Consider the following 22,442-nt stretch of genomic DNA (forward strand, 5'->3'; position numbering starts at 1 on the left):
GGGCTCGCCGAAAGAGTGTGCAGCACTACCGGGGCCTTGCCGCAAGCCCCGGGGTGCGTTATAAATTGAAGGTGGCAAGGAGAGGTTTTCCTCCTTGCCTTTGTTGTGTGCGGACAAGGAAACACTCACCGCGGACGTGCCGGTACTGTGAAGCCGGTTCGGGCAAGTGTGAGGAGTCGGTCTGCGGTGCGTGGTTTCGGGGATCTCGAGGCGGTGCTGATGGATCGGCTGTGGGAACGCGATGTCGATGCGACGACGGTGCGGGAATTGTTCGACGAGCTTGTCACCGAACGCGATATCGCTTATACGACGGTGATGTCGACGATGGATAATTTGCATCGCAAAGGGTGGTTGGCGAGGAAGCGTGAGGGGCGCGCGTATCGGTATTGGCCGACGGTGACGCGTGAGGAATACAGTGCGCGGCTCATGCACGAAGCGCTGGGGGTCGGGGGGCGGTCGGATCTGGTTCTGCACTATTTCGTGGATCGGATCAGTGATGACGAATTCGCGGGATTGCGTGCGGCTTTGCGACGGGTCGCCGCGCGGCGGACCGAGGCGAGCTGACCCGAACCTGTCGGAGCGATCTGATCTGATGGCGGCATCGGCAAAGGGAGCTGCGGCATGTTGAGTGTGGGGTGGGGATCAGGTGTTCGCCTGGCGGTTGGGGCGCCAGTTCGTCGCGGCACCGACCGTGGGCTCGGTCGAGGACATCGCGGGCAGGCTGGTGGGGGTGCAGGCGCAGGTGGCGGCGGCGGCGGAAACGGCTGTTGCGGTGCGTAGTCGCGAATGCCGACCGGCTGGGGTGAGTGCTGCGCTCGTGAGAGGCACGCTGGTCAAGACGTGGGCGATGCGCGGGACCTTGCACGCGATGGTGCCAGAGCAGGCCGCGTCGGCGTTGTCGCTGATCGGATCGGCTCGCACGTGGGAAAAACCGTCGTGGCAGAAGACTTTCGGGGCGACCCCTGAGCAGGTGGGCGCACTGGTGGAGGTGGTGTCGGGTGTCCTGGCGGGACAGGTTCTGACGCGTGACGAACTGGTCGAAGCGGTGCTCGCCGAACCCGGGTTCGCGCACCTCGGTGAGCAGTTGCGGTCCGGGTGGGGTGTGGTGCTCAAACCGTTGGCCTGGCAGGGCGCGCTGTGTCATGGGCCCCCGCGCGGCAGCAAAGTCACCTTCACCGCACCGGCCGACTTGATGCCCGGATGGCAGGGCATACCCGACCCTGACATCGCCGCACCGCTGCTGATCAGTGCCTATCTCGGCGCGTACGGTCCCGCGACGCCGGTGGCGTTCGATACGTGGCTCAGTCGCGGCAGTGTGCGTAAACCCGTGCTGCGCGGGTGGTTCGCGGCGATGGGTGACGCGCTGACCGAGGTCGATGTCGAAGGCCGGGTCGGGTGGATGCCGAGCGAGTTGGTCGACGATCTCGCTGCGGCAACCCTTGACGGCGGCCTCCACCTGCTCGGACCGTTCGACCAGTATGTACTGGGACCGGGTACCGCCGACACCGTGTTGCTGCCCGCCGAACACCGGTCGAAGGTGAGTCGGACGGCGGGCTGGATCTCGCCGCTGGTGCTGGTCGACGGGCGGATCGCGGGGACCTGGGAACAGGTCGGTGACGAGGTCGTGGTGTCGATGTTCGATGGGAGAAGTGTTCCCAAGCGCGCGCTGGCCGCGGCGGTGAAGCGGCTCGCCGAGTCAGTGGGGTCGCCTGGCCTGCGCGTGGGCTGATAATTCGGATACCCCATGCTCCGAACCAAGCGCTTGCTACGGTGGCTCGATGATCCCCACGATCGTCTGGGGCACCGGAAATGTCGGCCGCGCGGCCATCCGTGCCGTGGCTGCCCATCCGGCGCTGGTTCTCACGGGGGTGCTCGTGCACAACCCCGACAAAGTCGGCCGAGACGCGGGTGCGCTCGCCGGCCTCGACACCGAATTGGGAGTGGCGGCCAGCGACGATATCGACGCGCTGCTCGCCGCCGGTCCACGGGCGGTGGTGTACGCGGCGTCCGGGGACATCCGACCCGACGACGCGCTCGCCGATATCGTGCGGGCGATCCGGGCCGGGGCCGTTGTCGTCACGCCCGCGCTCTACGCCCTCTACGACCCGCGCAATGCACCCCCCGAAATGCGAGAGCCGGTGCTGGAAGCTATTGCGGCGGGCGGTGGTTCGTTGTTCGTGTCCGGGGTGGATCCCGGCTGGGGCAACGATGTGCTGCCACTGTTGATCAGCGGGCTCGCGAGCACCGTCGAGGTGGTGCGCTGTCAGGAGATCTTCGACTACTCCACCTACGATCAGCCCGATTCGGTGCGATATCTCGTCGGGATGGGGCAGCCGATGGAGTACCAGCCGCCGATGCTGATGGCGGGTGTGCCGACGATGGTGTGGGGCGGCCAGATTCGGTTGATGGCCAGGGCGCTGGGTGTCGAACTCGACGCGATCGTCGAGACGGTGGAGCGGCGCGCCCTCGACGAGACGGTGCGGACCGCGAAAATGGGGGTGTTCGACGCGAGCACCCAGGGGGCGGTGCGGTTCGAGGTCCAGGGCGTTGTCGGTGGGCAGGCGCGCATCGTGATCGAACACGTCACCCGCATTCATCCGAGCTGCGCACCGGACTGGCCGACACCACCCGACGGTGACGGTGCCCACCGGGTGATCATCGAGGGTTGCCCGCGCATCGAGGTCAGCGTCGAAGCGACCGACGAAGGGGGCAATCGCGCGGCGGGCGGAAACGCCACGGCGGTGGGCAGATTGGTCAATGCCATCGACTGGCTGGTCGAGGCACCGCCCGGTCTCTATGACGCACTCGATGTACCGCTGCGCGCCGCGGTCGGCAAACTCGGAAGGACACCACGATGATCATCGACATTCCCGAGGGCAAAGATCCCATCGGTTACGTGTGGGGCGAGATGGTGCCCGGCATCGGGGTCGCCGCGGCGGCGTTCTCGCTGTCGGTTTACGAGCACTCCACGCTCGGCCTGCGCGAATTCGAAGCGGCCCGGCTGCGGATCGCGCAGATCAACGGGTGCCTGTTCTGCCAGGACTGGCGCACCGAACGCGACGGGCGCAAGGTCGAAGCGGAGTTCGCCGATGCTGTCACGGCGTGGCGCACCACCGACATCTTCGACGAGCGCACGAGGCTGGCCGCCGAATACGCCGAGCGGTATGCGATCGACCATCACGGTCTCGACGAGCAATTCTGGGCGAGAATGTTCGCCGAGTACTCGCAGGCAGAGGTGGTGGAGTTGAGCATGAGCATCGGTTCGTGGTTGGCGTTCGGGCGGCTCAACCGTGTGCTCGGGTTGGACACCGTGTGCGTGCTACCGGGGCACTGACCCACAGCGAGGTCCTGCGCAGCGCCGCGCGCCCGGGCCGATTAGGCTGCGGGCCGTGGTGGAACCTGCGCAAAAGCTCATCGACACGGTGGCCTGGGTGCTGATCGAGAACGGTCGCATCCTGTGTGCCCGCCCGCGCGGTAAGGATGTGTTCTTCATCCCGGGCGGCAAACGCGAGGGTGACGAGACCGACCTGCAGACCCTGGTCCGTGAGGTCGCCGAGGAACTGACCGTCGACCTCGCGCCCGACAGCGCCGTCCATGTCGGCACCTACGAGGCCGCCCTCGCCGACGGGCACGACACTGTTGTCCGGATGGCCTGCTACACCGCCGACTATCGGGGCGTGCTCACCGCCAGCAGTGAGATCGAGGCGTTGGCGTGGTTCGGGTTCGGCGACCGGGATTCGGTGCCACCGGTCGACCAGCTGTTGTTCGACGATCTCGCGGCGGCCGGGTCACTGCGGTGATCGCCGCGGTGGCACGGTCGGCGGTCTACGAACTGCTGGCATTGCCACTGGCTTTCACCCGGGTGCGGACCCGGTTGCGGGTGCCGCGACTGCTGCTGCGCGAACCCGTTGGCGCCCACAGTCTTTCGCTGGTGCGCTGTGTGATCCACTCGGTGCTGTCCGGAGGCGTCGGGTTGCTGGGCTGGTTTCTCGCGATGCTCAGCGTGCTGGTGCTGGTGCGCGGTCTGGCGTATCCGCTGGTGGCCGCCGATGATTTCGAGAACTCGTGGGGCGGGCCGACTTTGGTCGGGGCGTGGCTGGTGCACGCGGCCCTGGGGGTGCTGATCGCGCCGGTGTTCGTCGCGCTGATCGCGCTGTCGGGCAGGTTGCAGTTGCGGTTGACCCGGACCGTGCTGGGCGGTGACCGGTCGTGGTGGGCGATCCCGGCCGCCGTCGTCCTCGCGGCGGCCGGTGGGGTGTTCTTCGTGGCGTGGGTACACCAGATCTGATGCACCCCACGCCTTGTCAGCCGGCGACCGGGACGATGGTGGCTTCGATGAAGTGGATGGTGCCGTCGGGGATGACGAACTTCTCGGTGATCGACACAGTGGCCAGGCGAACGCCGACCAGGCCCGCGTCGAGCAGGTAGTGGGCGGTCACCAGGTCGCCGGTCTCGATCAGGGTGACGTTGCGCAGGCCCTGGATGGACCGCTGGAGGGGGCCGTGGTCGAGTTCATCGGCCATTCCGGGGCCGGAGAAGCCGGTCTGGATACCCATCTCGATCCGGGTGGCGTGCGGGGCGAACGGGACCGCGCTCGCGTCGTGGGAGACCAGGGCGTCGAGGTAGGTGCGGGCCACTGCCTGGCGCGGGGAATCGGACGGATCGGGTTGTGCCGCAGCGGTGGCGGTGCCCAGCGATAACAGGATCGCCGCGGTGGCAGTGAGAGGTAACAAACGCATGAGTGACGATAGTGCTGGCGAGAACGGTAAAGCGCAACTCGCACAACAGAACACGGGCTAGCGGGTGTTCGCTCCGGGAATCCGGACACCTGCGGCCCGAAGTTTCGTTTCGACGAGCGCGGCCATGCGGGCGGCGGTGGATTCCGGTTCTTCGCCGTGGTGGCGGATCAGTTTGTAGCGGGTCGCGGCTTCGGTGCGGGCTTGCAGGCCGGTCACGATCTCGAGATGGGCGGGGTTGGCGAGGTAGTGCTCGGCGACGGCGGTGGCGACGTCGTCGAGGCGGGGGTCGTCGTGCTCCCAGCTCAATGCCTCGGAGGCGTTGCGGTACACGGCCAGGAACGCGGGGTCCTCGATAGCGTTCTCCACATTGGCGAGGTAGTCGTCGAAGCCTTCTGGGACAAGGGCTTTGGCGAGCACCCAGCCGTCCCTGGCGGCGGCCACGTCGGCGGCGGAGATGCCGAGTTCGGGCAGGCGCGCGAGTAGCGCCACCGCGCGGTCGGGCAGCAGGGTGCGGTCGCCGTCGGCGAGGCGGTGCAGGGTGTCGCGGCGGGCGATCAGTTCCTCGATGCGTTCGGTGAGGCGGCGTTCGACGTCGGCGAGCTCGGTGGCGAACGCGGCCTCGTCGGCGTCGAGCAGGGGGCCGATCTCGGCCAGTGGCACCCCGGCGGCGGCCAGCGTTCTGACCTGTACCAGTCGCAGCAATTCGGCTGAGCCGTAGCGGCGGTAGCCGGAGCTGTCGCGGGCCGGTTCGGCCAGGAGACCGTTCTTCTCGTAGTGCCGCACGGTTTTGATCGTGACGCCGGCGAATACCGCGGCCCGGACAGCAGCGTGCCGTTCAGCAGCGCGGAGATGAAGGTGTGCAGGTCCTGGCTGGTGGAGATCATGTCGCCGCCGATCTCGGTCGAAGTCTCGGGGACGACGGTGTCGGACAGTCCGAGCGGGCCCAGGATCAATCGCTGCGTTGCTCGCGTTCGAGGTCATGCCATGAGCGTCCACCTTGACCATGGGTCGACCATAAGAGTGACCTGGGTCACTCCAGCTTCGTTCGCAATGTGTCGGCGATGACGGCGAGCGCGCGGTCCTCGGTCATGCGCCAGTGGGTGGCGTCCACGGGGTGGTTGTCGACGGAGCCGGTCACTGCACCGGACCAGGAGGACGCGCCGTGGGTGCCGGTCGGGTCGTCCTGGGCTGCGGTGAAGTAGACGAGGGTGCCGTCGAACGGTCGGGGGTGGTAGGCGGCGTCGAGGGCTACCGAGACGGTGGCGGCGTTGACGATGCGGTCGATGCGGGCGGCGTCGAGGGAGGCGCCGGGGGCGGAGAGTTCGCACAGGGTTCGGGCGAGTTGGTGGGCATCGACCGGGTCGTCGGAGTCGGTGTCCGCGAATCCGCCGAGCAGGTCGGCGGTGGTCACGGTGGCATCGGTGGTGGGTGCGGTGGCTGCTGACGACAATGTGCTGTCCAGCATGGCCAGGACCGCCACTTCTTCGCCGTCTTCCTGCAGTTGGACCGCCATGGCGTGGGCGATGACGCCGCCCAGCGACCAGCCCAGCAGGTGGTAGGGGCCTTCGGGTTGCACGGCGCGCAGGTGCTTGAGGTAGAGCAGGGCCCACTCTTCGATCGAATCCGGAAGGGGCTCGGTCGAACTCAGTGCCGGGGACTGCAGGCCGTAGAGGGGGCGGTCGAGGTGGGCGGCCAGGCCGCTGAACGACCAGGCGATGCCGCTGATCGGGTGGATGCAGAACAGGGGTTCGCGGGCGCCTTCGGTGCGCAGGGGCAGGAGGATGTCGAAGGCGGCGTCGGTGCCCGCACTGGCGGCACCGTTGGCGCGCAGTGCCGCGACGATGCCCGCGGGGGTGGGGGTGGTGAAGATCCAGGTGACCGGGATGGTCGCGGCGGTCGCGGTGCTGAGCTGGGTGGACAGGCGGGTGGCGCTCAGGGAGGTGCCGCCGAGTTCGAAGAAGTGGTCGTCCATGCCGACGCGGTCCAGGTGCAGGACGTCGGCGAAGATGTCGCAGACCGTGTGTTCGATGGCGGTGTCGGGGGCGCGGTAGGTGCGGGTGACCAGGTCGGGGGCGGGCAGGGCGGCGCGGTCGAGTTTGCCGGTGTGGGTCAGAGGCAGCGCGTCGAGGACCATGACCGTGGTGGGAACCATGTGCGCGGGCAGGGCTCGGGCACCCCACTCGATCACGGCGTCGGCGTCGAGGTCACGACCGGGCGCGGCGACGACATAGGACACCAAGACTGTTGCGCCGGTTTGGTTCTCGCGTCCGACGGTGACAGCGAAGCCGATACCGGGGTGGGTGGCGAGGACGGCGTCGATCTCCTCGAGTTCGATACGGAAGCCGCGGATCTTCAGCTGGAAATCGGTGCGACCACGGTATTGGAGTTCGCCGTGCGCGGTCCAGGCGGCGAGGTCGCCGGTGCGGTAGAGGCGGGTGCCCGCGTGGAACGGGTTGGCGACGAAGCGTTCGGCGGTGAGGTCGGGGCGGGCCAGGTAACCGGTGGCCAACTGGCTGCCCGCGAGGTACAGCTCGCCCGGCACACCGGCGGGGACCGGGCGCAGGCGTGCGTCCAGCACGTAGACCTGACTGTTCCAGACCGGGCTGCCGATCGCGACGGTGGTCGTGTCGGCGGCGCTCACGCGGTGGCTGGTGATCGAGACCGTGGCCTCGGTGGGGCCGTAGACGTTGAACAGGGCGGTGTTCGGAGCCACTTCCGCGAAACGGCGGGTCAGGGCGGCCGGGAGGGTTTCGCCGATGGCCAGGACTCGGCGTAGTGAGGCCGGGAGCTTTTCGGTGAGGAGGGTGTCGAGCATCGAGGGCACGACGTGCAGGGTCGTCACCTCTTCGCGCCGCATCAGGGCGGTGAGGTAGGCGGGGTCGCGGTGGCCGTCGGGGGCCGCCAGGACCAGGCGGCCGCCGCAGACTGCCGCGGACCAGAATTCCCAGACCGACAGGTCGAAGGTGGCGGCTGTTTTCAGCAGCACGGCGTCCTGTGCGGTGAGGTCGAATTCGGTTGTCTTCCAGCGCAATTGGTTGACGATCGCAGCGTGCGAGACGGCCACACCCTTCGGGTGGCCCGTCGATCCGGAAGTGAAGATCACGTAGGCGGTGTTCGCGGGGCGCAAAGGTGTGCGGCGGTCGCGGTCGGTGACGGGGGCCGCACTGTGTGGTGCCAGGTCCAGTTCGTCGACGAACACCACCGGGATCTCGGCTTCGGTCGGTGCCTGAGCGTCGAACGCGGTGGCAGCGGCGGTGAGGACGAGCAGGGGTGTGGCCGTGTCGAGGATGTAGCGGGTGCGTGCGGCGGGTTGATCGGGGTCGATCGGGACGTAGGCGCCGCCCGCGGTAGCGACCGCGTACATCGCCACGACCAGGTCGATCGACCGCCGCATCGCCAGTGCCACTCGGGTTTCCGGGCCGACGCCTGCCGCGATCAGGTAGCGGGCCAGGCGGTTGACTCGGGCGTCGAAGTCGGCGTAGGTGAGGCGGGTGTCGTCGGCGACGAGGGCTACCGCGTCGGGACTGCGGGAGACGGTGGCGTCGAACAGTGACACCAGCGTCGATGTCGGATCTGCTTGGCGCGCAGTCTGATTCCAGGTGTCGAGGATCTGGGTTCGTTCGGCGGGGGCGAGCAGGTCGATGGTGTGCAGTGGGGCGCCGGGGTCGGTGACCACGGCCGTGATCAGGCGGGTGAGCCGGGCCAGGAATCCCTGCACGGTGGCGGCGTCGAACAGGTCGGTGGCGTAGGTGCAGTAGCCGGTGATGCCGGCGGGCGAGCCCTCGGCGGTGTAGCGGTCGGCGATGATCAGGTGCAGGTCGAACTGGGACAGTTCCCGGTCGAGCTCGACCGAGGACACGCTCGTGCCCGGCAGGTCCATGCGGACCTCGGCCAGGTTCTGGAACGACAGGCCGACCTGGAACAGCGGGTGGCGGGCGGTGGAGCGGGCCGGGTTGAGGACTTCCACCAGGCGTTCGAACGGGATGTCGGCGTTGGCGAAGGCGGCCAGGTCGGTGTCGCGTTGACGGGTCAGCTGTTGGGCGAAGCTCGCGGCGGGGTCGACTCGGGTGCGGAAGACCAGGGTGTTGACGAACATGCCGATGAGGTCGTCGAGGACGGCGTCGCCGCGGCCCGCGACGGGGGTGCCGATGGCGATGTCGGTGGTGCCCGACAGTTCGGCGAGCACCACGGCCAGGGCGGTGTGGACGGCCATGAACAGGGTCGCGCCGTGGGTGCGCGACAGTTCGGTGAGGGCGGCGTGGGTGGCGGTGTCGATGGTGAACGGCACCCGCCCGCCCGCGTAGGACTGGATCGCCGGGCGTGGGCGGTCGCGGGGTAGTTCGAGCTGGTCGGGCAGGTCCGCGAGGGCTTGCTGCCAGTAGGTGAGCTGGGCGGCCGCCATGGAGGTGGGGTCGGTTTCGTCGCCGAGCAGGGCTTGCTGCCAGAGGGCGTAGTCGGCGTACTGGACGGGCAGCGGTGCCCAGGTGGGGGTTTGCCCTTGCGTTCGGGCGGTGTAGGCGACGACCAGGTCTCGGGTGAGGGGGCCGCCGGAGAAGCCGTCACCGGCGATGTGGTGGACCGCCATGGCCAGGACGTAGTCGTCGGGGGCGAGTTCGAACAGGGTGGCGCGCAGGGGGACTTCGGTGGTCACGTCGAACGTCGTCGAAACCAGGTGTGTCACTGCGGTTGTCACGTCGTCGGCGGGCGGGAGGTCGCGCGGGGAGAGGTCGTGCCACGCCACGGGTCGTGCTGTGGTGTCGCTCGTGTTCTGCGCCGGGTTCAGCGTGGTGACTTCCAGGCGGGGCACGTCCGGGTGGTCCGGCGGCAGGACGACCTGGGCCGGTGCGTGGTCGGTGGAGGGGTAGACCGTGCGCAGGATCTCGTGGCGGGCAAGGAGATCGGCGAACGCCTGTTGCATCGCGGTGGTGTCGAGGGTGCCGGTCAGGCGCAGGACGACGGGGATGTTGTAGGCGGCGGTGCCGGTGTCGAAACGGTTGAGGAACCACATGCGCTGTTGGGCAGGCGAGAGCGGGATGTGGTCGGGGCGCGGCTGGGACCGCAGGACGGGGCGGCTGGCGGCGCGGGTCAGACCGGCGAGCTCGGTGGCGCATTCGGCGACCGTCGGTGCCGCGAACAGCACACGGACCGGCACCCGGATGTCGACTGCGGCGCCAAGGCGTGCGGTCAGGCGGGTGGCGAGCAGGGAGTTGCCGCCCAGGTCGAAGAAGTTGTCGTCGGCGCCCACCCGGTGCGCACCGAGGACCTCGGCGAAGATCTCGGCGACCGTTCGCTCCAGGCCCGGTGCGGGTTCACGGTAGGCGCGGGTGGTGAATTCCGGTGCGGGCAGGGCTGTTCGGTCGATCTTTCCGGTGGCCGAGAGCGGGATGCGGTCCAGGACCACCACGGCCGCGGGGACCATGTGGGCGGGCAGCATCGATGACGACCAGCGTGTGAGGGCGCTGGGATCGATATCGCGGCCGGTCACATACGCGACCAGGCTTGTTTCCCCGGCGGGGTTCTCGGCGCCGAGGGTGAGCGCGAAACTCACCTGCGGGTGGCGCAGCAGGACGGCATCGATCTCGCCCGGTTCGATACGGAAACCGCGGATCTTGATCTGGAAGTCGGTGCGGCCCAGGTATTCCAGTTCACAGGTGTCGCCGTGGACCCAGCGCACGAGGTCACCGGTGCGGTACATGCGTTCGCCGGGTTCGGCCCAGGGGCAGGCGACGAAACGGTCGGCGGTGGCGGCGCTGCGGCCACGGTAGCCGCGGGCCAGTGCGGGGCCTGCCAGGTAGAGCTCGCCGCTGGCGCCGACGGGCACCGGGTGCAAGCGGGCGTCGAGGACTACCGCGCGCACGCCGGGGACGGGGCGACCGATGGTGACGCGGTCGTCGACGTTCAGGGATGCGTAGGTCGCGCCGATGGTGGCCTCGGTGGGGCCGTAGCCGTTGAGGAAGCTGCGGCCGGGTTGCCAGGTGGACAGCAGGTCGGGGGTGGTGGCTTCGCCGCCCGCCGACACGCACAGCAGGTCGGGCAGGGCTGCCGGGTCGAGGGTGCTCAGCAGGGCGGGGGTGATGATCGTGTGGGTGACCTGCTCGGTGCGCAGCAGGTCGTCGAGGTCGGCGCCGCCGAGGGTCTCGGGTGGGGCGATGACGAGGGTGGCGCCCTGGTGGAAGGCGGTGCAGATCTCCTCGATCGACTGGTCGAAGCTCGGGGAGCACACGTGCAGCATGCGGTGGTCGTGGCGCAGGCGCATCAGGGCCGCGGAGTGGGCCACCAGCGCGCCCAAACCCGCGTGGGTGAGCGTGACGCCCTTGGGGACGCCGGTGGTGCCGGAGGTGTAGATCATGTACGCGGTGTTGGCGCGGCGCAGGGGGGTTCGGCGGTCCCGGTCGCGCACCGGGGTCGAGGCGTTCGCGGCGCTGCGGGCCTGGACTGCCGGGTCGTCGAGGACCAGCCAGCGCGCTGCTCCGGGGAGGCCGTGCGCGTGTGCGGCGACGGTGAGGCCGACGGTGGCGCCGGAGTCGGCGAGCATGTGGCGGACCCGGTCTTCGGGGTAGTTCGGGTCGACGGGGAGGTAGACGCCGCCTGCTTTGGCGATGGCCCACAGGGTCAGGATCGACTCGTAGGAACGCGGGATCGCGCAGGCCACTACTGTTTCCGGGCCGATTCCTTCGGTGATGAGAAGGCGCGCCAGGCTGGAGGAGTCCGCGTCGAGGGTGCCGTAGGTGTAGTCGGTGCCGTTGTCGCGCACTGCGATTCGGTGCTGGCCGAAACCGGTGCCGCGGACCAGGAGGGCGGGCAGCGTGCCGGTTGTCGAGGGGGCCGGGCCGTCGCCGAGACGGGTCAGGAAGGTGTATTCGGCGTGGTCGGTCAGCGGGAGGTCGCCGGTCGGGGTGTGGGGTCGGTCGGTGATCGTGGTGAGGAACCGGACGAAGCGGTTGCCGAAGGTTTCGGCTTCGTGGTCGTCGAAAAGGGTGCGGGCGAAAGACATGTCGATCGACATGCCGGACTTGGACTCGGTGACCGATAAGGCGAGCTCGGTGCCGGAATCGGAGGTGATCGCCGATGGCGGGTCGACCTGGGCTGCTGGCGGGTTCGTCGGCGAGTCGGTGCTCGTCACTCGGTCGTGGTGGGTGTACGTGAGGCAGAACTGTCCCAGGGAACTCGGGTCGACGTCGAGCAGATCGGCTAGGTCCGTGAGGGGGATGCCAGCGTGCGCGACAGCCTGGGTTTCGGTGCGGTAGGCAGGCGACAGCAGCTCGACGAACGGCAGGTTGGGATCAATTGCCGTGCGTAGCAACAGGTCTGGGTTCGACGTCGCGATCACGACGTCGTCGGAGCCGGTGAGTCGTGCGAGGAGTGCGGACAGGGCTGTGCGGACCAGGGTCGGCAGGTTCACGTTCGCGGTATCGGCGAGGTGGCGCAGGTCGCGGTGCACTGTCGGCGGGATCGCGAATCGGGTGCGGCCGTGTGTGCCCGTGTGCTCGATCTTGCTGTGGGGGCGGTGATCGAGGGGGCGGGCGTTCTTCGCGAGCGAACGGGGGGTGTGGTGATCGCCGATGGGCCGCGCGACGCGGTGGTCGGTGGGCAATGCCAGGCGGGATGGCAGGTCGGCCAGGGTTCGGCGCCAGTAGCGGGACCGGGTGATCGGGTCGGTCGGGTCGGTGGCCAGTTGCTCGGTGATGCGGGTCGCGGGAGTGTTCGGGGTGGCGACGAGGGCGTCGAGGGCGGTGCGGAGGCGGTTGGTCACCGCTTCGGCCACCGCGTCGGAGACGAGGTCGCGGCGGTATTTGAGCTGGACCTGGGTGCGGGCGCCGAGGAAGACCAGGACGGTCACCGGGTAGTGGGTGTGATCGGCGCCTTGCAGGTCGTCGATGCTCAGGTTGGCGAGCGCGCCGCCTGCCTGCTGGAGGCCTTCGACGTCGATGGGGTAGGACTCGAAAGCGAGCATGGTGTCGAACAGTTCGCCAAGGCCCGCGACCCGCTGGATCGCGCCGAGACCGAGGTGGTGGTGATCGAGCAGGGACGCCTGCTCGGCCTGGACGGCGCGGATCAGGTCGCCGACATCGCCGGTGGGTTCGATGCGCACGCGCACGGGGACCGCGTCGACGAACAGGCCGATCATGTCGCCGACACCGTCGAGCTGCGGGGGACGTCCGGAGATGGTGGCGCCGAAGACGATGTCGTCGTGGCCGGTGCTCGCGGCCACGACCAGACCCCAGGCCGTTTGGAACACGGTGTTCGGGGTGACCTCGGTGGCCGCGGCGAAGGCGGTCAGTTCCGAGGTTCGGGCGGCGTCGAGTTCGAACTCGCACAGGCCGTAGCCGGTGTCGGTCGCGGGCGGCCACGTCAGCTCGGGGGCGAGCATGGTCGTGCGCACACCGGTGAGGACCTCCGACCAGGCGCGCTCGGCGGCGGTGCGGTCCTGACGGGTCAGCCACTCGAGGTAGTCACGGTAGGGGCGCACCGGCGGGAGCGGGGTCGCGTCGCCGTGGGTGGCGTAGAGGACGAGCAGTTCCTTCATCAGCAGCGGCATGGACCAGCCGTCGAGCAGGATGTGGTGGCCGGTCAGGACGAGCAGACTGCGCCCGGTTCCGGTGGTGTAGACGGTGAACCGCAGCAGCGGCGCGATCGTCGGGTCGAAGCCTGCTTGCTGATCGGCGGCCAGCAGGGCGGGGAGGTCTTCGTCGGCGGCTTCGACGATGCGGAACGGTGCTTCGACAGCGTCGGCGACGAGCTGGACGGGGGTGCCGTCGGGGGTGTTGACGAAGGCCGCGCGCAGGTTGGCGTGGCGGGCCAGGACGGTCGCGGCGGCTCGGCGGAGGCGGTCGGTGTCCAGGTCGCCGGTCATGTCGACCATCAGCTGGATGACGTAGGCGTGGACCGATTCGTCGAGCATGTCGCCGAGGGCGAGTAGGGAATGCTGTAGCGGCGACAGCGGCAGGACGTCGGACAGGTCCGGGTGGTCTCGTCGCCAGGTGTTCAGGTCATCTTGTGAAACCTGTACCAGCGCAACGTCGGACGGGGTCAGACCGCCCGCGCATGGGTGCACGGTGTGGTCGGCCAGGGCGGTGAGCCAGCTCGTCCAGTCGTCGGCCAGTTCCTGGACTTCGGACTCGGTGAGAATGCCGGTGGCGTAGCGGAAATCCGCCTGTAGTTGCAGACCGGAGTCGGTGGCGACGGCGATCGCATTGATGTCGACGACGGTGTGCGCGGGCAAGGTGGGGTCGTAGTCGACCTCGATGCCACCGAGGTCGTCGGTGGGGAGCCAGGCGGTGTCGTCGGTGGGCCTACCTGCGGTCGTGGCCCGGCCCAGGTAGTTGAAGCCGATCTGACCGATGTTGCCCGACAACAGGTTCCGCGAATCCCGGTGTCGGCGCAACAGGCCGAAACCGATCCCGCTGTCGGGTACCGCCAGGAGCTGCTCTTTGACGGTGCGCACTGTGGCAGCCAGCGCTTCGTCGTCGAAGGTGGACGGCGTGACGGCGGACAGGTCGAGCACGACAGGGTAGACGGTGGTGAACCAGCCGACGGTGCGGGTCAGGTCCGCACCCGGGACGGCTTCCTCTTGGCGACCGTGTCCCTCGAGTCGCACCCGCAGGGTCGGTGCGTCGACGCCGCGGCGGGCACGCCAAACCCGCACCGCCAGCGCTAGGGCCGCGAGCAGGGGATGATCGGCGCCCGCACGGTACTGCGCGGGCAATGTGGTGAGCAGCGGTTCGGTGATCTCGGCGGGAATCCGCACCGTGATCGACCTCGCGCTCGCCTCGGTGTCGAGACGACGGTCGACCGGGCGGTCACCGAGCAATGGATCGGGAGCGGACAGAACCCGCTGCCAGTAGTCGAGTTCGTCAGTGCGGTCCACCGTGGACAGACCGTGCGCCCAGCGGCGGAACGAAGTCCCGACCGCAGGCAGGACGATCTCCTGGCCGGCTGCGCGCTGAGCCCAGGCGACGACGAGATCGGGCAGCAGGATTCGCCAGGAAACCCCGTCGATGACGTAATGGTGGGCGGCAACCGCGAGCAGGTCCCGGGCACCGTGTCGGCGAATCCACGTGAAGGCGATCATGCGGGCATCGGCGGGGCTCAGCGCAGACAGCGCCGAATCCATTGCCGCGCTGCCGATTCGGGTCAGCGCATCGGATTCGGCGCAGGCCGCGGGGTCGGGCGCGTCGATCTCGGTGATCAGCGAATCCACGTCGACGACGTGCGGTGCCAATACCTCCAACCGCCAGTCGTCACCGTCGGGGCGCAGGCGCGAACGCAGCATGTCGTGTCGGCGCAGCACCGCACCGATCGTCGCGACCAACCCCGCGCGATCGATGTCATCGGGCAGCGCGAGGACCATGGTTTGAGCGAAGCGGTCACTCGAACCAGCGCTCAGGTACTCGGCCAGGATCGGCGTCAACGCCACCTCACCGACGCCGGCACCGGGCAGTTCCGTCAGAATCGGCGCAGTCGGGCTGTCGCCGGCAGCGGCGATGTCGGCCAGCTTCGCGACAGTGCGGTGTTCGAAGACATCGCGGGTCGTGAAGACGATGCCCGCGGCGCGGGCGAGCGACACCAGCTGGATCGACAGAATGCTGTCGCCACCGACCGCGAAAAACGAGTCGTTCACGCCGACCGACTCGACACCGAGAACACGGGCGAACAGCTCGGCCAGTCGCGTTTGCATCGCACCCACCGGTTCGACCGCGGGCTGGGTCGCGGCAACCGGTTCGGGCAGGGCGTTGCGATCGATCTTGCCGTTGGCATTCAACGGAAGAGCGTCGAGCACGACGATCGCCGACGGCACCGCGTGTGCGGCCAGTCGAGCGGTGGCGTATTCGGTGAGCGCCACGGGATCCGCCGTATGTCCTTGCGCGGCAAGGACATAGGACACCAGCATGGTCGAGCCGGCGGGAGTTGTTCGCCCCACTGTCACCGCGAAATCGACCACGTCATGGCTGACGAGGACCGCGTCGATCTCGCCCGGTTCGATCCGCAGGCCGCGGATCTTCAACTGGGTGTCGGCGCGGCCCAGGTACTCGATCTCGCCGGTGGCGCGTAGCCGCACGAGATCGCCCGTGCGATACATCCTGGCCCCGGGCGCACCCCAACGGTCGGCGACGAAGCGCGCCGAGGTCGTCGTCGGCTGATTGCGGTAGCCGCGAGCCAGCGCGCGACCGGTCAGATACATCTCGCCGACGACCCCCGGCGGCACCGGGTTCAGGCGCGCATCCAAGATCATCGCGTGCGTGCCCTGCACGGGATTGCCGATGGTGATGGGTCGACCGGCGACCAGTTCGGCATACGACGAGAAGATGGTGGTCTCGGTGGGGCCGTAGCCGTTGAGGTACTGGCGACCGGGCTGCCATTTCGCGAGCAGTTCCGGTGTCGTGACATCGCCACCGACCGACAGTGATTCCAAGGCGTCGAGGCCGGTGGGGTCGACGGTGCCGAGGACGGCGGGCGTGATGATCGCATGGGTGACGGACTCGGCCGCCAGCAGATCAGCGAGCTCGATCCCGCCGACGACATCGGCGGGCACAACGACCAGCGTCGACCCCGTCGAGAAGGCACTGAGCCACTCGAGCACAGAAGGATCGAACCACGGCGAGCAGACGTGCAGGACACGGTGATCAGACCCGAGACGGCACCGCCGGACCGCCTCGTCGACCAGCGCGGGCAGACCGGCGGGGGTCACGGTGACACCCTTGGGCAGGCCCGTGGAACCGGAGGTGTAGATGATGTAGGCAGGGTGGTCCACGCGCAACGGTGCGAGACGGTCCGCGTCGGTGATCGGGGTAGCCGGGTGCGCGAGGGCAGCTCGGCCGAGGTCGTGCATGGTCAGCCAGGTGAGGTCATCGGGCAGATCCTCGAGGTGCGCGGTCGCGGTGATGCCCAGTGCCGCACCCGAATCGGTGATCAGATGGCGCAGACGCTGGGCGGGGTTGCGCGGATCCATCGGCACATAGACGCCACCCGCCGCGGTGATCGCCAATGCGGCGGCCACCAGGTCGAACGATCGGGGAAGGACAACGGCGACAGCGACTTCGGGACCGACACCGCGGGCGATCAGCTCACGGGCGAATCGGGCGGTCTGCTCGGCGAGCTCGCCATAGGTGATCGACTGTCCGTCGTGTCGGACCGCGATCCGGTCCCGGCCCAGCGCGCCACCGCGCGCGACCAGGTCGGGAAACAGCGTCGGGCCGGTCGTGGCGGCGGCGGCCCGTGCGGTCACGGTCGCCTCCTCCGCGGCACTGAGGAGCACGAGGTCACCGACGGGGGTCGTCGGGTGCTCGAGGGCCGCGGTCAGTAGCCGGACCAGTCGTTCGGCGAAGACCTCGACCGTCTCGTGATCGAACAACGCACTGGCGTAGGCGAATTCGGCGGTGATAGGTCCGGCGGCAGCGTTGTCGGCATCGTCCTGCCGGTCGACCCGCAACGACAGGACGAGATCACACGGCGCCGTGTGCGGCTCGGGTCCGAGCACGAACCGCACCCGTGGCCAATCATCGCGAACCGCACCATCGGGCGTCCAGGACATACCGTTTCGCGCGAACGCTCGTCGGGCGACACCAGCCGCCTCGGCCAGCAGTTCATCGACAGAATCGCCGCCACGTACCGGCAGGCGCAACACCAGGTGCGCGTCCGCGGACTTCGGGCACGCGGTGTCGATCGCGATGTCCTCGGCACCGGAGAGCCGGGCGAGCAGCACCGCGAAGACCGTGTGTGCCAGGCTGAACACCGTCGTGTCGCGCGCTCGAACGAAATCCGTCATTCGCTGATGGAGGTCGGCGGGGATCTCGAACTCGACGCGCGCGTCGGCGGTGACGGGAATCGCGGTACGCGGGCGATCGGTCGGGAGGTTCGATCCCTGCGGCAGGTTCGCCAGAACCGAACGCCAGTAGGCGGATTCCGCGATCGGGTCGTCGCGCCGGTCCAGCGTGTCCAGTAGCTGGGTGGCTGTGCGATCCGGTGTCCGGACCAAGGTGTCGAGGGTCGTGCGCAATCGGCTCGCGAGTGCCTGCGCGACGGTCGGGTCGATGACGTCGAGTCGGTACTGCACACCGACACGGATACCCGCACCCACTTCGACCGCGACCGCCACCGCATAGTGCGTGGCGTTGGCGGCCTTGATATCGACGATCTCGAGGCCGTCGATCGAGCCGTGGGCGCGCTGCAACCCTTCGGTGTCGACGGGGTAGGACTCGTAGGCCATGAGCGTGTCGAACAGTTCGTCCGCGTCGGCGGCGCGCTGGATGTCGGCCAGGCCGAGGTGGTGACCGTCGAGGAGGGCGATCTGCTCGGACTGCAACTGCGACAACAGGTTTCGCAGCGGTTCGGTCGGGTTGTAGCGGACTCGCACGGGGATGGTGTTCGCGAAAAGGCCGACCATGCTGTCGGCGCCGTCGAGTTGCGGCGGGCGGCCGGAGACCACGGCACCGAAGACGACGTCGTCGCGGCCGACCGCGCCGGCCAGCACCAGACCCCACGCCGCTTGGAACAGGGTGTTGACCGTGACGTCATTGGCCGCGGCGCAGGTGGCCAGCTCTTTGGCCTGTGCCGGTGACAGGTCGATCGTGCACGTGCCGTGGCCCTCGGCCTGCTCGGTCGGGGGTGTGACCGCGGCGGTGAGCAGGGTCGGCTCGTGGCCCGAGAGCGCTTCGCGCCAGTTCCGCAACGCGGCGGAGCGGTCCTGGTCGGCGAGCCAGGCAAGGAAGTCGCGGTAGGGGCGCACGCGCGGCAGGACTGCGGGGGCGCCGTCGGTGGCGTAGCAGAGCAGCAGTTCCCGCATCAGCACCGGCATCGACCAGCCGTCGACCAGCAGGTGGTGCGCGGTCAACACCAGGTGCATGCCGTCGGCGCGGCGGAACAGGGTGAAGCGCAGCAGCGGCGCGGTCGAGAGCTCGAAACCGATCCGCGCTTCGGCGGCCAGGAAGTGCTCGGCGTCGGTGTCCTCGGTGTCGACGATGTGCCACGGCACGGTGACACCCTCGGCCACGAAACCGACCGGGGTGCCCGCCGTCGACGAGCCGAACGCGGTGCGCAGGATCGCGTGCCGGTCCAGCACCGACTGCGCTGCCCGGCGCAGACGATCGGTGTCGACCTCGCCCGCCAGCTCGACAGCCAGCTGAACCAGATACGGGTCGGCCGGGGACACCTGGGCCAGGAACATCAGACCGAGCTGCAACGGCGCCAGCGGCCACACATCGGTCAGGTTCGGGCGTTCGCGATGCCAGCGGTCGAGCTCTGCCTGGGTGACCTGGACCAGGGGGACATCGGCGGGGGAGAGACCGCCTGCTGCGGGGTCGCGCAGGTGGTCGGCGAGGATCGTCAGGGCCGCGGTCCAGTCGTCGGCCAGCTCGCGGACCGATTCCTCGTCGAGGATCGACGAGGCGTAGGAGAACGACGCACGCAACTGCAGACCGTCGTCGGTGCTGGTCGCGAGGGCGTTGATGTCGATCACGGCGGCGGCGGGCAGCGCGGGGTCCTGCTTCGCGACGGGCTCACCCCAGTCGGCGGTGGGCAGCCAGCTGTGGTCGGCGGCATCACCGGCGGAGATACGGCCCAGGTAGTTGAAGCCGACCTGACCCAAGGGCCCCGCGAGCTGGGGCGCCGATTCCGGGTCCAGATGGCGGAGCATGCCGAAACCGATGCCCTTGTCCGGCACCGCACGCAGCTGTTCCTTGATCGCCTTCACCGCGGCGGCCGTGGCGCTGCCACCGTGCCATGCGGCGTCGTTGTCGATCTCGCTCAGGTCGAGAGCGACCGGGTACATGCTGGTGAACCAGCCGACCGTGCGGGTCAGATCAGCGCCGTCGAGCGCGGACTGCTCGCGGCCGTGGCCCTCCAAGCGGACCCGGGTCGCGGGCGCGTCGACACCACGGCGAGCCCGCCACGTGCGCACGGCCATCGCCAGGGCGGCGAGCAGACCGTCCTCGACACCGGCGCGGTACCGGGTCGGCAGGTCGGTCAGGACGGCCTGGGTGACGTCGGCGGGCACTTCGACACTGACGGTGCGCACCGTCGACGCGGTATCGGCGGGGCCGAGCGGGCGCTCACCCAGCAGCGGGTCGGGCACCGACAATGTCTGCTGCCAGTGCGTCAGTTCCTCGCGCCTGGTCGTCGCCACCTCGGTCAGACCGTGCGCCCACCGACGGAACGACGTGCCGACCGGGGGAAGTACGACACGCTGACCGGACTGCGCCCAGGCGGCGACCAAGTCCGACAACAGGATTCGCCACGAAACACCGTCGATCGCCGCGTGGTTGACCGCGACGACCAGCCCGTCCGGGCCGTCCTCGCGAACCAGCCAGGCGAAGCCGATCATCCGGTACGCCTGCGGATCCAGCGCGGCCAGCACCGATTCCATCGCGGCGTCGGCGAAGTCACCGAGGACGGCGCCCTCCGGGACATCGACCCGGGTGAGCAGGTCGTTCACATCCACCGCACCCGGCGCGAGGGTGTGCAGCTGCCACTGCCCGTCGACCTGGCGCAGACTCGAACGCAGCATGTCGTGGTGATCGATCGCCGCGGTGAGGGTGTCCACCAGGGCATTTCGATCGATATCGGCGGGCAGGGCCAGCACCATCTGCTGGGTGAACCGGCCGAACACCCGACCACCGGCCACCGAGGCGGCCAGCACCGGCGTCAACGGGATCTCGCCCACACCGCCGCCGGGCAATTCGGCCAGCGTCGGCACAGAATCCGCGCCGAGGACCGCCACCCGCGCCAACCCGGCGACGGTCCGGTGCTCGAACACCGCCTGCGGGGTGAACGAGATGCCGACATTGCGCGCCCGCGACACGAGCTGAATGGACAGAATGCTGTCGCCACCAGCGGCGAAGAACGAATCCTCGGCCCCGATCTGCTCCAGACCCAGGATCTGGGTGAACAGTTCGGCGATGGCGGTCTCGACCGGACCTTCGGGCGCGCGGGAACCGATCTGCCCGAAAACCGGTGCGGGCAGCGCGTTTCGGTCGAGCTTGCCGTTGGGGGTCAGTGGGATCTCGTCGAGGGTCATCAATATGGTCGGCACCATGTGGCCGGGCAGCGAGGTGCCGACGAAACGGGCCACGTCGTCGGTATCGATCGACATGCCATGGCAGGGCAGCACATACGACACCAATACGGTCGCGCCCGAGTCGGCTTTCGTGCCGAGGGTGACCGCGTACTCGATCGCGGGATGGGCGGTGAGGGCCGCATCGATCTCGCCGAGCTCCACGCGGAAACCGCGGATCTTCACCTGGAAGTCGGAACGGCCGAGGTATTCGAAATCGCCGTCGGCGGTACGTCGGACCAGGTCACCGGTGCGGTACATGCGAGCCTTGGTGAACGGTGAGGCGACGAAACGTTCGGCGGTGAGGGCGGGCCTGCCCTGGTACCCCTGGGCCAGAGCGGGACCGGACAGATACAGCTCACCCGCCACGCCCGCGGGAACCGGGCGCAGCCGCGAATCCAGCACTGTCGCACCGACACCGGGGAAGGCGGCACCGATGGTGATCGGCGCACCGGGCAGTAGTTCGGTGGTGCCGGTGGCGAGGATGGTGGCCTCGGTCGGGCCGTAGCCGTTGAAGAAGGCGCGGTTGCTCGCCCAGCGGTCGACGAGGGTCGAGCTGAACGCGTCGCCTGCCACGACGACAACCCGCAGCGCGTCGAGGTCGTGCGCGTCGACAGATTCCAAGGCCGCCGGGGTGATCAGCATGTGGGTCACCCGCTCGCGACGCAACAGCTCGGCGAGCTCATGGCCGCCGAACACCGTCGAAGGCGAAATCACCAGCGTGGCACCGGCATTGAAGGTCAGCAGCAGCTCGAGCACGGAGACGTCGAAGTTCGGCGAACACACGTGCAGGATGCGGTCGCCCGCACCGACCGAATAGCGTTCCCTGGCCGCCGCGACCAGGGCGCCGAGACCGGTATGGGTGACGACAACGCCCTTGGGACGGCCCGTCGAACCCGAGGTGTAGATGACATACGCCGGGTGCTGATCGGTCAGCGGGCGGACACGGTCCAGGTAGGAGATCGGGTGGGCCGGGCGCGCAGCGATGCTGTCACGGTGGGCGTCCACGTCGAGCCACTCGACGGACTCGCCCAGTTGCTCGCGGTGTGCTGTGCCGGTGAGGCCGAGAATCGTGCCGGAATCTTCGAGAAGGTAGGCGATCCGCTCCGCGGGCAGCGCCGGATCGACGGGAACGTAGGCCGCGCCGGTCTTCGCCACGGCCCACACCGCCGCCACCGATTCGATCGAACGGGTGAATCCGAGCGCGACGACATCGCCGGGGCCGATTCCTCGCTCGAGCAGGACCCTGGCCAGCTGCGACGAATACCCGTCGAGCTGGGTGTAGGTGAGCTCACGACGAGCACCGTCGACGGGGGAGTAGGCCACGGCAACCGCATCGCCCGCGGTGTCGACCGCCGCCGTCAGCAGCTGGGTGAACAGGGGAGTACTCGACTTCCGAGTGCCTCGACCGCGTGGCGCACGACGAGCTTCACGGGGTTCACGCATTCGAGTACAACGTCCTTCACTATCCGGCCCACAGCTCTGCGATGACCCACGAACCCTGTCGGATTCGGTCTACCGGGGGCGGACCAGTGTCGAACAAGCAAGAAAGGAGTCGATATCGGGGCGTTCGGCGACCATGACACCACATGTCACGGTGTCGCGACCACATGACCGGTTTGTTTACCGCCGCCAAGACCGAATCAGCCCGAAAT

The 22,442-nt window shown here is 68.8% G+C and carries 9 protein-coding genes; 6 read left to right on the forward strand and 3 right to left on the reverse strand.

The window, feature by feature from the left end:
- Positions 1-186 precede the first annotated feature (186 nt).
- From ACFW6D_RS00660 to ACFW6D_RS00685, 6 genes are all read left to right on the forward strand, one after another.
- A complete protein-coding gene (locus ACFW6D_RS00660) occupies positions 187-564 on the forward strand; it encodes a BlaI/MecI/CopY family transcriptional regulator (RefSeq protein WP_379323323.1) in 378 nt (125 codons plus the stop codon).
- 82 nt (positions 565-646) lie between these two features.
- On the forward strand, positions 647-1,729 hold the full coding sequence (locus ACFW6D_RS00665) for a DNA glycosylase AlkZ-like family protein (RefSeq protein ID WP_379323325.1): 1,083 nt from the start codon (positions 647-649) through the stop codon (positions 1,727-1,729).
- A gap of 49 nt (positions 1,730-1,778) precedes the next feature.
- On the forward strand, positions 1,779-2,858 hold the full coding sequence (locus tag ACFW6D_RS00670; protein WP_379323327.1) for a dihydrodipicolinate reductase: 1,080 nt from the start codon (positions 1,779-1,781) through the stop codon (positions 2,856-2,858).
- Positions 2,855-3,334 (forward strand): carboxymuconolactone decarboxylase family protein, encoded by a 480-nt coding sequence (locus ACFW6D_RS00675; RefSeq protein ID WP_379323329.1) that lies wholly within the window; start codon positions 2,855-2,857, stop codon positions 3,332-3,334. The genes ACFW6D_RS00670 and ACFW6D_RS00675 overlap by 4 nt, the downstream gene beginning before the upstream one ends.
- Before the next feature lie 55 nt (positions 3,335-3,389).
- Positions 3,390-3,800, forward strand: a complete 411-nt coding sequence (locus tag ACFW6D_RS00680; protein ID WP_379323331.1) for an NUDIX domain-containing protein — start codon at positions 3,390-3,392, stop codon at positions 3,798-3,800.
- Positions 3,797-4,288, forward strand: a complete 492-nt coding sequence (locus ACFW6D_RS00685; RefSeq protein ID WP_379323333.1) for a hypothetical protein — start codon at positions 3,797-3,799, stop codon at positions 4,286-4,288. The genes ACFW6D_RS00680 and ACFW6D_RS00685 overlap by 4 nt, the downstream gene beginning before the upstream one ends.
- Before the next feature lie 16 nt (positions 4,289-4,304).
- Here the strand turns inward: ACFW6D_RS00685 and ACFW6D_RS00690 are convergent, their stop codons facing one another.
- Genes ACFW6D_RS00690 through ACFW6D_RS00700 form a run of 3 tightly spaced genes read right to left on the reverse strand, consistent with a single transcriptional unit; the run spans position 4,305 to position 22,233 of the window.
- Positions 4,305-4,739 (reverse strand): hypothetical protein, encoded by a 435-nt coding sequence (locus tag ACFW6D_RS00690; protein ID WP_379323335.1) that lies wholly within the window; start codon positions 4,737-4,739, stop codon positions 4,305-4,307.
- 57 nt (positions 4,740-4,796) lie between these two features.
- A complete protein-coding gene (locus ACFW6D_RS00695) occupies positions 4,797-5,744 on the reverse strand; it encodes a MerR family transcriptional regulator (protein WP_379323337.1) in 948 nt (315 codons plus the stop codon).
- 25 nt (positions 5,745-5,769) lie between these two features.
- Positions 5,770-22,233, reverse strand: a complete 16,464-nt coding sequence (locus ACFW6D_RS00700; RefSeq protein WP_379323339.1) for an amino acid adenylation domain-containing protein — start codon at positions 22,231-22,233, stop codon at positions 5,770-5,772.
- Positions 22,234-22,442: the final 209 nt, after the last annotated feature.

It is taken from the genome of Nocardia sp. NPDC058705, from assembly GCF_042749305.1.
Classification (GTDB): domain Bacteria; phylum Actinomycetota; class Actinomycetes; order Mycobacteriales; family Mycobacteriaceae; genus Nocardia.